13 protein-coding genes are annotated in these 15035 nt (G+C 62.6%); 6 read left to right on the forward strand and 7 right to left on the reverse strand.

Annotated elements, in window-relative coordinates; all coding sequences use genetic code 11:
- Positions 1-297 precede the first annotated feature (297 nt).
- Both P3R38_RS09935 and P3R38_RS09940 read left to right on the forward strand, forming a co-directional pair.
- Positions 298-1788 carry an NCS1 family nucleobase:cation symporter-1 gene (locus tag P3R38_RS09935; protein WP_023380025.1) on the forward strand — a complete coding sequence of 497 codons (1491 nt, stop codon included), beginning with the start codon at positions 298-300 and terminating at the stop codon, positions 1786-1788.
- A 95-nt stretch (positions 1789-1883) separates the two neighbouring features.
- A complete protein-coding gene (locus tag P3R38_RS09940) occupies positions 1884-3158 on the forward strand; it encodes a Zn-dependent hydrolase (RefSeq protein WP_023380026.1) in 1275 nt (424 codons plus the stop codon).
- Positions 3159-3227: 69 nt separating this feature from the next.
- On the opposite strand, the gene P3R38_RS09945 is transcribed toward P3R38_RS09940, so the two are convergent.
- The 3 genes from P3R38_RS09945 to nhaB all read right to left on the reverse strand — a co-directional run bounded on the left by P3R38_RS09945 (position 3228) and on the right by nhaB (position 6483).
- On the reverse strand, positions 3228-4184 hold the full coding sequence (locus P3R38_RS09945; RefSeq protein ID WP_023380027.1) for a ribonuclease Z: 957 nt from the start codon (positions 4182-4184) through the stop codon (positions 3228-3230).
- Positions 4185-4230: 46 nt separating this feature from the next.
- Positions 4231-4797, reverse strand: coding sequence for a lipocalin family protein (locus P3R38_RS09950; RefSeq protein WP_023380028.1), 567 nt, complete (start codon positions 4795-4797; stop codon positions 4231-4233).
- Positions 4798-4980: 183 nt separating this feature from the next.
- On the reverse strand, positions 4981-6483 hold the full coding sequence (nhaB, locus tag P3R38_RS09955) for a sodium/proton antiporter NhaB (protein WP_023380029.1): 1503 nt from the start codon (positions 6481-6483) through the stop codon (positions 4981-4983).
- A 151-nt stretch (positions 6484-6634) separates the two neighbouring features.
- On the opposite strand from nhaB, the gene P3R38_RS09960 reads away from it, so the two are divergent.
- On the forward strand, positions 6635-7447 hold the full coding sequence (locus tag P3R38_RS09960; RefSeq protein WP_277687098.1) for a crotonase/enoyl-CoA hydratase family protein: 813 nt from the start codon (positions 6635-6637) through the stop codon (positions 7445-7447).
- A 33-nt stretch (positions 7448-7480) separates the two neighbouring features.
- Positions 7481-8311 (forward strand): NAD(+) diphosphatase, encoded by an 831-nt coding sequence (gene nudC / locus P3R38_RS09965; RefSeq protein ID WP_023380031.1) that lies wholly within the window; start codon positions 7481-7483, stop codon positions 8309-8311.
- Here nudC and P3R38_RS09970 read toward each other — a convergent pair.
- The 3 genes from P3R38_RS09970 to P3R38_RS09980 all read right to left on the reverse strand — a co-directional run bounded on the left by P3R38_RS09970 (position 8279) and on the right by P3R38_RS09980 (position 11406).
- A complete protein-coding gene (locus tag P3R38_RS09970; RefSeq protein ID WP_027907024.1) occupies positions 8279-9058 on the reverse strand; it encodes a TSUP family transporter in 780 nt (259 codons plus the stop codon). The two genes, nudC and P3R38_RS09970, sit on opposite strands and share 33 nt — an antisense overlap.
- A gap of 104 nt (positions 9059-9162) precedes the next feature.
- Positions 9163-10317, reverse strand: a complete 1155-nt coding sequence (locus tag P3R38_RS09975; protein WP_023380034.1) for an aminotransferase class V-fold PLP-dependent enzyme — start codon at positions 10315-10317, stop codon at positions 9163-9165.
- A gap of 162 nt (positions 10318-10479) precedes the next feature.
- Complete coding sequence (locus tag P3R38_RS09980; protein WP_023380035.1) at positions 10480-11406, reverse strand: LysR family transcriptional regulator; 927 nt, start codon at positions 11404-11406, stop codon at positions 10480-10482.
- 140 nt (positions 11407-11546) lie between these two features.
- On the opposite strand from P3R38_RS09980, the gene P3R38_RS09985 reads away from it, so the two are divergent.
- Together P3R38_RS09985 and P3R38_RS09990 are read left to right on the forward strand one after the other, a co-directional pair.
- Positions 11547-12767 carry an acyl-CoA dehydrogenase gene (locus P3R38_RS09985; RefSeq protein ID WP_023380037.1) on the forward strand — a complete coding sequence of 407 codons (1221 nt, stop codon included), beginning with the start codon at positions 11547-11549 and terminating at the stop codon, positions 12765-12767.
- A gap of 189 nt (positions 12768-12956) precedes the next feature.
- A complete protein-coding gene (locus tag P3R38_RS09990) occupies positions 12957-13610 on the forward strand; it encodes an HD domain-containing protein (protein WP_104881916.1) in 654 nt (217 codons plus the stop codon).
- 205 nt (positions 13611-13815) lie between these two features.
- Here the strand turns inward: P3R38_RS09990 and P3R38_RS09995 are convergent, their stop codons facing one another.
- Entirely contained in the window at positions 13816-14877 is a 1062-nt protein-coding gene (locus tag P3R38_RS09995) for a TerC family protein (RefSeq protein ID WP_023380039.1), read from the reverse strand.
- Positions 14878-15035: the final 158 nt, after the last annotated feature.

Below are 15035 nucleotides of genomic sequence, written 5' to 3' on the forward strand. Positions count from 1 at the left end.
CTGTTTTTCCAGGCCGCACCAGATTGAAACCCTGGGCGTTGGACACGCCAGGTGTACGGCAGGCAGGTGATGGCCATAGCGCTGTCGTCGGTATTGATGAATACGCTTGCAAGTCAGTGAGTTACCTCCGGTCGGCGGCGACCAAACGGGGCGGCCTTGGCCAACCCGGCACGGTTGTTGAACTGCGTTGGCCGCGACCGCCTGGCCGGGCCGGAGGTGCAGTACTGGTGGTGTGTGTGCTCCGGCCATCGCGTTAGCCCGATGAGCGACAACTAGAAAAAGAACCTGGAGAGCCCCATGCAACAGAGCAGATCGGAAGTGATCGAACAGGACGGGTTGTTCGAGCTGTCCGCCGGCAGCGACGTCCTCGACAGCCCCCGCTACAACCACGATATCGCACCGACCAAAGTGCATCAGCGCACCTGGAACAAATGGCACATCACGGCGTTGTGGGTGGGCATGTCCATCTGCGTGCCTACCTACACCCTCGGCGGGGTGCTCACTGCCTATTTTGGCCTGAGCGTGGGCGAAGCGTTGCTGGCCATCCTATTGGCCAACGTGATCGTGTTGATCCCGCTGACACTCAACGCCTTCGCTGGCACCAAGTACGGCATTCCTTTTCCGGTTCTGCTGCGTTCCTCGTTCGGCATCATCGGCTCCAATGTGCCGTGCCTGATTCGCGCAGTGGTGGCCTGTGGCTGGTTCGGTATCCAGACCATGTTCGGCGGGTTGGCGATTCACCTGTTCCTGGGCTCGATGTTCGAAGGCTGGAAGGCCCTGGGCGGCACCGGCGAGGTGATCGGCTTCATGATCTTCTGGGTGCTCAACCTGTGGGTAGTGTTGCGCGGTGCGGAGTCGATCAAGTGGCTGGAAACCCTCTCGGCCCCCTTGCTGGTAGCGGTGGGCTTCGGTTTGCTGTTCTGGGCCTTGCCACACATGTCGATGACCGAGCTGCTGGCTCAGCCGCCCAAACGCCCGGAAGGGGCTAGCATGGCCAGCTACTTCTGCGCAGGGCTCACCGCCATGGTGGGGTTCTGGGCCACACTCTCGTTGAACATTCCTGACTTCAGTCGGTACGCCAAAAGCCAGAAAGACCAGATTCTCGGGCAGATCCTTGGCTTGCCCCTGACCATGTTCCTGTTCGCCTCGTTGGGCGTGGTGATGACCGCGGCATCGGCCTCGCTGGTGGGTGAGACGGTGTCCGACCCCGTGAGCCTGATCGGCAAGATCCAGAGTCCGGGCTGGGTGGCACTGGCCATGGCGCTGATCGTGATCGCCACGTTGTCGACCAACACGGCGGCGAACATCGTCTCACCGACCAACGACTTCCAGAACATCGCGCCACGCCTGATCGGGCGAAGCCGCGCAGTCTGGCTTACCGGATTCATCGGCCTGGCACTGATGGGCCACGAGCTGCTGAAAAAGCTAGGATGGATCGTCTCGGATGTGAGCCTGGAAAGTATCTATTCCAACTGGTTGCTGGGTTACTCCAGTCTGCTGGGGCCGATTGCCGGAATCATGGTCGTGGACTATTTCCTGATCCGTCGTCAGCGTCTGGACCTCGCCGGACTGTACCGCGACGACGTGTATCCGGCCTGGAACTGGGCAGGCTTCGCCGCCTTCGCGCTGCCGGTGGCGCTGACCGTGATGGCGATCGGCAACAGCAGCTTCAGCTGGTTCTATGACTACGGCTGGTTCACCGGGTCGCTGCTGGGCGGCGTGTTGTATTACGTGCTCGGTGGTGTGGCGGTGCGTGGAGCGGCGCGGCTGGCCAAGCCATTGCCGTAAGACGTGTGCTGGCTTCATCGCCCGCTTGCGGCGATGGCAACAGCGCGACTTCGATGATGATTGCAGACAACAAGAACGCCTGAGGAGACAACCCCATGAGCTTCGTCTTGAAACCGTCCGAACGCCACGTCAACAGCGAACGCCTCTGGCAGTCGCTGATGGACCTCGCGCGCCTCGGTGCCACCGCCAAGGGCGGCGTCTGCCGCCTGGCCCTGACCGACCTCGACCGCCAGGCCCGTGACCTGTTCGTCAAATGGTGCGAAGCCGCGGGGTGTAGCGTCAGTGTCGATAAGGTCGGCAACATCTTCGCCCGCAGGCCCGGCCGCAACCCCGCATTGCCGCCCGTGATGACCGGCAGCCATATCGACACCCAGCCCACCGGCGGCAAGTTCGATGGTTGCTTCGGAGTGATGGCCGGGCTAGAAGTGATCCGCACCCTCAATGACTTGGGGGTGGAAACCGAGGCGCCGCTTGAGGTGGTGGTGTGGACCAACGAGGAAGGTTCACGCTTCGCGCCCTGCATGATGGGCTCTGGGGTGTTCGCCGGTAAGTTCACCCTGGAGGAAACCCTGGCCAAGCGCGATGCCCAGGGGGTGACTGTCGGTGAGGCGTTGAGTGGCATCGGCTACGCAGGTGAGCGTGCGGTGCTGGGCCATACGGTCGGCGCTTATTTCGAAGCGCATATCGAGCAGGGACCGATTCTCGAAGACCAGGCCAAGACCATCGGCGTGGTGCTGGGCGCACTGGGACAGAAGTGGTTCGACCTGACTTTGCGTGGCGTCGAGGCCCATGCTGGCCCGACCCCCATGCACTTGCGTAAGGATGCCCTGGTAGGCGCCGCCGCCGTGGTCGAGGCGGTCAACCGTGCCGCGCTCGGGCACCAGCCGCATGCTTGTGGCACGGTCGGGTGCCTGCAGGCGTACCCGGGGTCGCGCAACGTCATTCCGGGGGAGGTGCGCATGACCCTGGACTTCCGTCACCTTGAAAGCGAGCGCCTGGATTCGATGATCGCCGACGTGCGCGCAGTGATCGAGGCCACTTGCGCCAAGCACGGTCTTAGCTATGAGCTGGTCCCGACGGCGGACTTCCCGGCGTTGTACTTCGACCCCACCTGCGTCGATGCCGTGCGCGAGTCGGCAGGTGCCTTGGGCCTGTCGCACATGGACATCGTCAGTGGCGCCGGGCATGACGCGATCTTCCTCGCCGAGCTGGGGCCGGCGGGGATGATCTTCGTGCCGTGCGAGAACGGCATCAGCCATAACGAGATCGAGAACGCCGCGCCAGAGGACCTGGCGGCCGGGTGCGCGGTGCTGTTGCGGGCCATGCTGGCGGCGTCTGAAGCGATTGCCAAAGGGAAGTTGGCAGCCTAGGAAGCGTGCCGGACTTGTCACCGGCAGCCCGGCCCCTACAGGTGTTGCGTCTTGCCTGTAGGCGCGGCGTCAAACGGCGTGCAGGCAGCCATCACGCCCGATGTGGTAGCGCTGCAGATCCCGCGCGAGGGTCAGGTTGCCACCGTAGTACGCCTGGGCTTCCTCGTGCACATCGTCGATACACGGGCTGCGCTGGGGGTTGGACTGGTAGCGGGCGCTGAAATGGGTCAGCACCAGGTTGCGCACGCCAGCCTGCGCGGCAAAGCGTGCGACCGCAGCTGCGGTGCTGTGGCCGTACGTTACCCCGTTGCGCGCGATGATCGCTTGGGTGAAGGTGGCTTCGTGCACCAGCACATCCGCGTTTCTGGCCACCTCGGCCAAAAGCTCAGGGTTATCGTTGTCGCCGCAGACGATGAGCTTTCGCGCAGGACGGGACGCCCGCAGGTAGTCGTGGCCATGCAGCACTCGTCCGTCGAATTCCACCGAAAGGCCCTGGGCCAGCTCGCCCCACAAGGGGCCACGGGGGATACCCTCGGCGTCCAGGCGCTGTACATCCAGGCGTGGCTCTGGGTTCAGCTCGGTGAACACGAAACCGACGCTAGGCACACGGTGCGACAGTTGCACGGTGTTCACCTGAAGGGTTTCGCTGCACCAGTCGGCCAGGCTCTCGACCGCCAGCAGGCGCAGCTCGAACGGCAGGTAGGTTTCACTGGCCGCCAGGCTCAGGCGGATCCAGTCATGCAGCGCGTGAGGCAGCACCAGGTCCAAGGGTTCGGTGCGACCGCTCATGCCGGCGCTGGCCAGCAGGCCTGGAAGGCCAAAGCAATGGTCACCGTGCACATGGGTGATGAAAATGCCGCGCAGGTCGCGTATCGACAGCGGTGTATGCAGCAATTGGTGCTGGGTGCCTTCGCCGCAATCGACCAGGTACCAGTGGCGACCACTGGCTTCGATCACGGCGGTGGCGCTGACATTACGGGTCTTGGTGGGCACCCCGGAAGAGGTGCCCAGAAACAGCAGGTCCAAGAGGTTGGCTCCGAAGGGGGTGGGCTTACACCTTAGCTCGGCTGGGTCAGGGCGTCGACGTTTCCTGGCGCCAGATCAGCTTGCTGGTGTCATAGCCTTGATTGCGGGCGATCGAAAGCATTTGTTCGCGCGTTTGCTCGGTGACCGTCGGTGTGCGTGACAGCAGCCACAGGTATTCCCGGTTCGGGTGACCCACCAAGGCAACGCGATAGTCCTGGTCGTGGTACAGCACCCAGTAATCGCCCTTGGTCAGTCCCGGCGCCAGGCGGCTGAACCAGTTGTCGAAAGTCACCCACAGCTTGTCGGTCTTGCCAGGCTGCTGCGCTTCGGCGATGCCTTTGGCTTCGTTCCACTGGCCGTCGTTTTCCTTGCAGCGGTTGGTCACGTCGATCCGGCCATCTTCGCGCAGACCGTAATGTGCCTCGGATTGTACGCAGTTGCGCTGGAAGAACATCGGCAACCGAGCCAGTTCGTACCAGGTGCCCTGGTAGCGTTGCAGGTCGACCTGCTGGGTAGTGGGAGGGGGGCGTTGATCGTCGCTGGAGCCTGCGCAGCCGGTCAGGGCCAGCGCCAGGGTCAGGCAGGAAAGCAGCAGGGGCGTGCGTGTTGCCATGGGTCATCTCCGTTTCGCGTAGAAAGGGCTCACCTGTCATTCGATGCGGGGGCGAGGCAAAAGTTGTACGCCGTTGAACAGCATACGCAGGTATCCACCGCACCCGTACGCACGTCGCGTACGGGATACCGGTGCAGGTCCCGCTACAGCCGACTTGTCGTCGATTGGGTCAGGATAGCCGCCTCACAACCAGTAGGTAACCGCCCACCAGCCCAGCCCGCCCATCACCACGGTGTAGGGCAGCGCCATCCACACCATCCGCCCATACGACAGTCGAATCAGTGGTGCGATCGCCGAGGTCAGCAGGAACAAAAAGGCCGCCTGCCCATTGGGTGTAGCCACGCTGGGCAGGTTGGTACCGGTGTTGATCGCCACCGCCAGGGTTTCGAAATGTTCGCGGCTCATGGCGCCGTCGAGGAAGGCTTGCTTGACCTCGGTGATGTAGATGGTGGCGACGAACACGTTGTCGCTGATCGCTGAGAGCAGGCCGTTGGCGAGGTACAGCATGCCCGGCTGCTGCTCGGCAGGCAGCGCCAGCACCCAGGCGATCAGCGGGCTGAACAGCTGTTGGTCATGGATGACCGCGACCACCGCGAAGAACACCACCAGCAGGGCCGTGAAGGGCATGGCGTCCTGGAAGGCTCGGCCCAGGCGATGCTCGTCGGTGATGCCGGTAAAGGCGGTGATAAGCACGATTACCAGCAGGCCGATCAGGCCGACTTCGGCGATGTGCAGGCCCAGGCTGATGATCAGGATCAACGCGGCGAGGCCCTGTACCAGCAGGGCGAGGCGTTGCGCCGGGGTTCGGGCGGCATCATCTTCGGCGGCATAGGCGGCCAGCACATGGCGCACCGGTGCTGGCATCAACACGCCGTAACCGAATAGGCGCAGTTTTTCCAGCAGTACGCAGGTAACCAGTCCTGCACCCAGCACGGGGAGCGACACGGGTGCGACATTGAAGAAGAAGTCGGCGAAGTGCCAACCCATTTCATGGCCGATCAGCAGGTTCTGCGGCTCGCCTACCAAGGTACAAACGCCGCCCAGGGCCGTGCCGACCGCGCCGTGCATCAGCAGGCTGCGCAGGAAGGCGCGGAATTGGTCGAGGTCTTCGCGGTGCAACTGGGCGACCTCTTGGTCACTGTCCAGCGCGCTTTCCTCACGAGGGTTGGCGCCCGAAGCGACGCGGTGATACACCGCGTAAAAGCCCACGGCGGCGCTGATGATCACCGCCGTCACGGTCAGTGCGTCGAGGAAGGCCGAGAGGAATGCCGACAGCACACAGAACAGCAAGGCCAGCACGGCTTTGGAATGCACGCCCAGCAGAATCCGCGAGAACAGGTACAGCAGCAGCTCTTTCATGAAGTGGATGCCCGCCACCATGAACATCAGCAGCAGGATCACTGGGAAGTTGTGCTGTAACTCCTCGTACAATGCCTGGGGCGTTGTCATCCCCACCAGCAATGCTTCGATCAGCAGCAGGCCGCCGGGCATCAGCGGGTAGCACTTGAGCGCCATGCCCAGGGTGAAGATGAATTCGACGACCAGTAGCCAGCCAGCGGCCACCGGGCCAGCCGTGAACAGCAGCACTGGGTTCAGCACCAGGAACAGGCAGATGACGGCCTTGTACCAGCGCGGCGACTGGCCCAGAAAACTCTGGGCAAGCGCGCCCGTCAGGGAGCGGGACATGAATATGTTTCCTTATGATTCAGCGATGGCGCACGGTGCCGCATCAGCTGCCGTTAGGCAAGGCATGGAGTCCCGTTTTTGGCACAAGTGCGGCCACAGGGCTGGGTTAACATCCAGCGCTGTGAACCTTTCCCCTCAAGGAGTACCGCCCGTGACCGACTACAACGCGTTCAAGGTCGAGCAGACCGACAACATCGCCCATGTGCAGATCAATCGTCCCGAGAAGATCAACGCGATGAATGCTGCCTTCTGGGAAGAGATCGTCGACATCTTCCAGTGGATCGACGACACCGATGCAGTGCGGGCGGTGGTCATCAGTGGCGCGGGCAAACATTTCTCCTCCGGCATCGACCTGATGATGCTCGCCTCGCTGGCCGGGCAGATGGGCAAGGACGTGGGGCGCAATGCCCGTTTGCTGCGGCGCACCATCCTGCGCCTGCAAGCCTCGTTCAACGCCGTCGACAACTGCCGCAAGCCGGTGCTGGCAGCGATCCAAGGGTACTGCATCGGCGGCGCCATCGACCTGGTGTCGGCGTGCGACATGCGCTACTGCAGCCAGGATGCGCAGTTCTCGATCAAGGAAATCGACATGGGCATGGCGGCAGACGTCGGTACGTTGCAACGTTTGCCACGTATCATCGGCGACGGCATGATGCGTGAGCTGGCCTTCACCGGTCGCATGGTCGATGCCGACGAGGCGCTGCGCATCGGCCTGGTAAACCGGGTCTATGATGATCAGGCCGCGCTGCTGGACGGTGTCTTTGCCATCGCCCGCGAGATTGCCGCAAAATCGCCGATCGCCGTGGCCGGCACCAAGGAGATGCTCAGCTACATGCGCGACCATCGCATCGACGATGGCCTTGAATACATCGCTACCTGGAACGCCGCCATGCTGCAGTCCGAAGACCTGCGCGTGGCCGTGGCGGCGCACATGAGCAAACAGAAACCGACGTTCGCCGACTGACAGTCCGGGGGACGCGCTGCAAGGAACCTCCACATGTCAGCTCGCTGGATCACCGCAGTACTCGACCCGCAAATCACCGGGGGACTTGCCGTCGCCCGCAGCCCGGACGGGTTCCTGCTGGATGACAATGGCGCGCTGTTCCCCCGGGACTGGCTCAAGCGCCAGGACCTGGACGTGCTGTGCGAGCAGGGTATCGGCCACTTCGACGGCGAGCCCGTGTTCCTGCTCGAACTGCGCAGCGCCAGCGAGGTGCCGGGTTGCCATTGGCGCGGGCTGCGTTCGTTCATGCTCGAAGGCGATTTCGAGACCTACAAGATTCTGGGCTATGCCGCGCAGATCGGCACCTGGGCGCGCGAGCACCGTTTTTGCGGCAGTTGCGGCCAGCCGATGACGCAAATTCGCTGGGAGCGGGCGATGTATTGCCAGCCCTGCGACCTGCGTAGCTACCCGCGTATCTCGCCGAGCATGATCGTGCTGGTGACCCGTGGCGACGAGATCCTGCTGGCCCGTTCGCCACGTTTCGTGAGCGGTGTCTACAGCACACTGGCCGGCTTCGCCGAGCCTGGTGAGTCGGCCGAGGATTGCCTGGTGCGTGAAGTGCGTGAGGAGGTCGCGGTTGAGGTGAAGGACATCCAGTACATCGGGAGCCAGTGCTGGCCGTTCCCGCATTCGATGATGCTGGGTTTCCATGCCGAGTACGCGGGGGGCGAGATCGTCATGCAGCCGGACGAGATCGAAGACGCCAAGTGGTTCAGCGTGCATGAACTGCCACCCCTGCCGGCCGGGCGCTCCATCGCCCGATACCTGATCGACCTGTATGTGGCGCGTCGTTTAGGCCTGCCCGAACCAGTGCTGCCACGCTAGGCGCACGGTCAAGGCCAGCACCACGGTGATGAACACCGGGCGGATGAACTTGCTGCCGCCGCTGATCGCTGTGCGTGCGCCGAAGAAGGCACCGACCATCACCGACAGACCCATGCACAAGCCGACGATGTAGTCCACCTGCCCGGAAATGATGAACACCGTCAGCGCCGCGATGTTGCTGACGAAGTTCATGCTGCGCGCCACACCGCTGGCCCGTACCAAGTCGATGGGGTAGAGCAGCAAGGTGCTCACGGTCCAGAACGCGCCGGTGCCGGGGCCGGCCACACCGTCATAGAAGCCCAGGGTGAAGCCCTGGGGTAACTGCCACTTCTTCTTGATTGGCGCATCGGCGTCCAGGGGCGCCTTGGGCGTGCCACCGAACAACAGGTAGATACCGCAGGCGAAGACGATGACCGGGAGCATCTTGTTCAGCCATTCGGCGGGCATGTAGTGGGCGACCACCGCACCGATCAAGGCACCCACCAGTGTGCCGAGCAGTGCCCGACGCCATTGGGCAGGGTGGAACAGCTTGCGTCGGTAGTAGGTGAAACCGGCGGTAGCCGAACCGAAGGTCGAGCTGAGTTTGTTGGTGCCCAGTACCAAGTGCGGCGGCATGCCAGCGGTGAGCAAGGCCGGCGTGGTCAGCAGGCCACCGCCACCGGCGATGGCATCGATGAAACCGGCGACGAAGGCGACCAGGGCAAGTATCAGCAGGGTAAGCGGTTCTACGGTGAGTTCGAAGGGCATGGATTTTTGGCGGACAGTCAGGCAAGGGGCGGCCATCGGCCGCGCTGGAAGGCGACCATGTTAATCCCGTGCGCCCTGTGTTGCGACCGAAACGTAACGTGGCCTTACCACAATGCCTGCGAAGCCGCCGTCACCACCCGCGAGAAGACTTCGACGGCCTTGTCCACCTCGGCCTCGGTGGTGAACCGTCCTAGGCTGATGCGCACGCTCTTGCGCGCCAGCGCTTCGTCCAACCCCAGCGCCAACAGCACGTGCGACGCGGCGTTGCTTGCCGAGTTGCACGCCGAGGTGGTCGAAAGCGCAAGCTCGCTGGCCAAGGCTGCACTGTTGAACCCTTTGGCCTCGATACACAGGTTCAAGGTGTGCGGGATGCGCTGTGTACGGCTGCCGTTGAGGCTCACCCCCGGCAACGCCAGCAAGCCTGCACGCAGGCGTTCGGCCAGCCGTTCGATACGCTGGTGTTCGCCGTCGCCCGGCTGACCGGCCAGCGCGAACGCGGTGCCCATCGCGACGATCTGGTGGGTGGCCAGGGTCCCGGAGCGCAAGCCCTGTTCATGACCTCCGCCGTGCATCTGTGCACGCATCCATGGAAATGCGCGTGGCCCCACATACAGCGCACCGATGCCTTTGGGGCCATAGACCTTGTGAGCGGAGAACGACATCAGGTCAACCGCCTGGCTGCCCAGGTCGATGGGCAGCTTGCCCACAGCCTGTGCTGCATCCACATGCAGCAAAGCCCCGTGCGCTCGCACATGCTCGCCGATGGCGGCGAAGTCGGTGATGGTTCCCAGTTCGTTGTTCACGGCCATCAACGACACCAGACGGGTGTCGTCGCGCAGCGCAGCCTGTACGGCCTGCGGCTGGATCAGCCCGTCTTCGTCCGGCGTCAGGTAAGTGACCGCCCAGCCTTGGCGAGCCAGTTCGGCGACAGTGTCTAGCACTGCCTTGTGCTCCAATCGGCTGGTGATCAAGTGGCCGGGTTGCCCGGCACCTAGGGCTATGCCCTTGAGTGCAAGGTTGTTGGACTCGGTGGCGCCGGAGGTCCAGACCAGCTCGCTCGCTTTGGCGCCCACGCGATCAGCGACCTGCTGGCGCGCCTTTTCAACGGCATCGCGAGCCGCCTGGCCATAGGCGTGGCCGCTGGAGGCGGGGTTACCGAAATTCGTATGGCGGCTCAGGCAGGAAACCAAGGTTTCGATGACCCGGTCGTCGACCGGCGTGGTGGCAGCGTAATCGAAGTAAAGCGGGGCACTGGGCATTGGGGCGGGTCCGTTTCTGTTGCCGTGGATATGGCGATCTTTGATGAAAGCGTACCCGCTGCTGCCCGAAATGTTTTGCTCAATGGTGGGTCCCGTCGGCCAACCTTGAAAAAATTTCTCTATTGCAAGGCCTTGAGGTAGAAAATTGTTCTCCCGTCGTTGTCATGCCGATTGTAGCGCTTTCTCCTCCTCGAGCACCACGCGCTCGCACAGCTCGATGATCTGTTCGCGCATCCAACGATTGGCCGGGTCCTGATCAGTGCTTTCGTGCCAATACAGGTGCGTTTCCAGCGGTGGCACGTCGACCGGCAGCGGTTGATAGCGCAACTGATGGCGACGGGCGAATCGCTCGGGAACGGTCATCACCATGTCGGTTTGCTGCAGCACCTGCGATGCCATCAAGTAGTGCTGTGAACGCAAGGCAACCTTGCGCTGCACGCCCATCTTGCCCAGCGCCAGGTCGACATAGCCCAGGCCGTTGCGGCGGCTGGAGATGTGGATGTGGGTCATGCCTAGGTAACTGTCGAGCGTCAACTTGGCTTCAGCCAGCGGATGGCCCTGGCGCAACGCGCAGACGTAGCGGTCTTGCATCAGTTTGACATGGCGTACCTGCGGGTCGGTGTTCAAGGGCGCATCGACGGCGAAATCCAGTCTACCGGCGGCCAGCTCCTTGGTGGTCTCGCGGCGCTTGCACAGAAAACTCTCGATCAGCACCGAGGGGGCCTGGCGGCGCAGACGCTGGAACAACGGCGGCAGGATCACCGCTTCGGTGAGGTCGGTCATGCTGATGCGGAAGGTCTTGTTGGCTTGCTGCGGGTTGAAGATGCGGCTTTCCTGCACCGAGGTTCGCAGCAGCGCCAGGGCGTTGCGCACCGGGCCAATGATGTTCTGCGCCATGGGGGTAGGCACCATGCCCTGGGCGGTGCGGACGAACAGTGGATCGTTGAAGGTTTCGCGCAGCCGTGACAGGGCGTTGGACACCGCCGGCTGGGTGATGCCGACGATCTGCCCGGCGCGGGTCAGGTTGGCTTCGGTGTAGATCGCGTCGAAAACGATGAACAGGTTGAGGTCGACCTTGCTGAGGTTCATAGGCGCCGCTCTTTGTTGGAATTATGGGTCGATCATATATCGGTTATGAATGTTTATACACGTAGAAAATAGACTAGGTGGATGAAGGCCGGCTGTTCTAGGCTCTGGTCCATGTATTTCGAACCGTGAAGGTAGCCCAGATGGATTTCGCCTATTCACCCAAGGTCCAGGCCCTGCGCGAACGCGTCGCTGCGTTCATGGACACTCATGTCTATCCCGCCGAACCGGTGTTCGAGCGGCAGGTCGCCGAGGGTGACCGTTGGCAGCCGACTGCGATCATGGAAGAGCTCAAGGCCAAGGCCCGCGCCGAAGGCCTGTGGAACCTGTTCCTGCCCGAGTCGGAGTACGGCGCGGGGTTGAGCAACCTGGAATATGCGCCGCTGGCCGAGATCATGGGCCGCTCACTGCTCGGCCCGGAGCCGTTCAACTGCTCGGCGCCGGACACCGGCAACATGGAGGTGCTGGTCCGCTACGGCAGCGAGGCGCAGAAGCGCCAGTGGCTCGAGCCGCTGCTGCGCGGCGAGATCCGTTCGGCGTTCGCCATGACCGAACCGGACGTTGCCTCATCGGATGCCACCAACATGGCTGCCACCGCCGTGCGCGATGGGGATGAGTGGGTGATCAACGGTCGCAAGTGGTGGACCTCCGGCGCCTGCGACCCGCGTTGCAAGGTGATGATCTTCATGGGCCTGTCCAATCCCGATGGGCCGCGTCACCAGCAGCATTCGATGGTATTGGTGCCGACCGATGCACCTGGGGTGAACATCGTCCGACCATTGCCGGTGTTCGGTTATGACGATGCACCCCATGGTCATGCCGAGGTGCTGTTCGAGGATGTGCGGGTGCCCTACGAGAATGTCATCCTCGGCGAGGGCCGCGGCTTTGAAATTGCCCAGGGACGCCTGGGCCCCGGCCGCATTCACCATTGCATGCGGTCGATCGGCATGGCTGAACGGGCACTGGAGTTGATGTGCAGGCGCTCGGTCGAGCGAACAGCGTTCGGCCGGCCATTGGCACGACTGGGCGGCAACATCGACAAGATCGCCGACTCGCGGATGGAAATCGACATGGCGCGGCTGCTGACCCTGAAGGCGGCCTATATGATGGATACCGTCGGCAACAAAGTGGCGCGCAGCGAAATCGCCCAGATCAAGGTGGTGGCTCCGAACGTGGCCTTGAAGGTGATCGACCGGGCAATCCAGATACATGGTGGGGCAGGGGTGAGCGGTGATTTTCCGTTGGCCTACATGTACGCCATGCAGCGCACCCTGCGCTTGGCCGATGGGCCGGACGAAGTGCACCGGGCGGCGATTGGCAAGTATGAAATCGGTAAGTACGTGCCGCCGTCGATGTTGCGCTAGTCTGTGCTGATCACGCAGTTTCTGTGCGGGTTGCCCGCGAAGCATTCGACGCGGTGCATGGCCCTGGCTTTGCCAGTGTTCGCGGGTGAACCCGCCCCCACAGGTCCCTGCTACATCATTGCGGTATGTGCCGTCCTGCGAGGGGCGGCTTGCCGCCGCTGTCTCCGATTTGCCACGGCCAGGATGTAAATGAGTCACTCACCGTTCCACCCCCTCCAATTTCTTGCGGATGCGTTGCAGGCGCACATGCCTGAAGCCACGGATGACGGCGCCCATGACCTGGCGCACCTGCACCGAGTGTGGGCCAACGTACGCAGGATCCACGCGGTAGAGGGCGGGGACCTGGAGGTGTTGCTGGCCGCAACCGTGCTGCACGATTGTGTGGCCGTGGAAAAAGACTCACCCCAACGCAGTCAGGCCTCGCGGCTGTCCGCCAGCAAGGCGGCGCAGATACTCGCAGCTTTGAACTGGCCCACGCCACGCATCGAGGCGGTTCGCCACGCCATTGCCGCGCACAGCTTTAGCGCCCATCTGCCAGCCGATACCCTGGAAGCGAAGATCCTGCAGGACAGCGACCGCCTCGACGCCCTCGGCATGGTCGGTATTGCCCGCTGCTTCTACGTCGGTGGCCGCATGGGTACGGCGCTGTATGACCCGAACAATCCCAAGGCCAAAGGCCGCGACTACCAGGATCGTCAGTTCAGTCTTGAGCACTTTCCCAACAAATTGCTGACGCTGGCGTCGGGGTTTCAGACCGGCGAGGGCGCACGACTGGCGGCTCAGCGGCATCAGCGGTTGGTGTGGTTTGTCGACGGCTTCATGGATGAAATTGGCGTTTCTTGACGCCTGAAAGGTCGCGCTGGGAGAGCAGGTGGGGCAAGTCATTCATGAGGTGATGGATGATTGAGTTTGAAAAGTGGTCGCCGTCATTGAAGAGCGCGTTCTTGATCATTCCTTTCATCATGGCGTGTTGGTCATCGCTTCTAACTCTGCAAATGCAGCAGGCCTTGGGGGCCAGTGCATCCGCAAAGCGGCCCCCGGCTCTGGCTCACACCCTCATTTGCGGATCCTCTTCCTTGTTCACGTTCACGGCCTTGCCTTGCGTCTGATCCATGGGTGGCTGAGCAGCTTCCGGTGCACTCCTACGCGTCCTGAACAACGACAACACGACCCCGCCGAGCAACAACCCGAATGTCACGCCCAACGACAGCAACGCCGGTACCTTGCCCACCATGCCGTGGTAGAAGATCTTGCAGCCGATGAAGATCAGCACCAGCGCCAACGCGTACTTGAGGTAGACGAAGCGGTGCATCAGTGCGGCCAGGGCGAAGTACAGCGAGCGCAGGCCAAGGATGGCGAAGATGTTGGAGGTATAGACGATGAAGGGGTCCTGGGTAATGGCGAAAATCGCCGGCACGCTATCCACCGCGAACACCAGGTCGGCCAGTTCGATCAGTACCAGGGCCAGGAACAGCGGCGTGGCATAATGCAGGGCCTTGGTGTGGCCTGGGGGCTTGAGGCGTACGAAAAAGTGCGAGCCATGGATCTGGTCCGTGACGCGCATGTGCCGGCGCACGAACTTGAGCACTGGGTTGTTGGCAAGATCCGGATGGCTTTCTTGCCTGGAGAACGCCATCTTGACCCCGGTGAACAGCAGGAACGCGCCGAACACATACAACACCCAGGCAAAGTTCTGCACCAGCGCTGCGCCCACGCCGATCATGATCGCGCGCAACACCACGACGCCAAGGATGCCCCAGAACAGGACGCGGTGCTGGTAACGGCGGGGGATGGCGAAGAAGCCGAAGATCATGGCCATGACGAACACGTTGTCCATCGACAATGACTGCTCGACCAGAAAACCGGTATAGAACTCTAACGCCGCCTGCGACCCCAGTTCGAACCAGACCCAGGCCCCGAACAGCACGCCGACGCTGAAATAGCCTGAGTACAACAACAGGCTTTCGCGCATTTCGATCTCGCGGTCCTGGCGGTGCAGAACCCCCAGGTCAAGCACCAGCAAACCGATGACGATGGCCATGAACACCAGCCACAACCAAGTGCTGGTGCCGAGGAACGGGGTGGTGAGGAATGTCTGCAGAGCTGTCATGAGCCCCTCCTTGAATGTCGACGTTGCATGGCAACAGTGATCCGACATGGCGGCTCGGCAGCCGTCAGAGGGGCCCGGTATCACATGGTTCTGAGCCTAGACCCAATTCCCCGCGAAGCCGAATGGTGAGCTGTTACATTTTTTTGCGTGCAGCGCGC

It is taken from the genome of Pseudomonas sp. NyZ480 (assembly GCF_029537255.1).
Classification (GTDB): Bacteria; Pseudomonadota; Gammaproteobacteria; order Pseudomonadales; family Pseudomonadaceae; genus Aquipseudomonas; species Aquipseudomonas taiwanensis.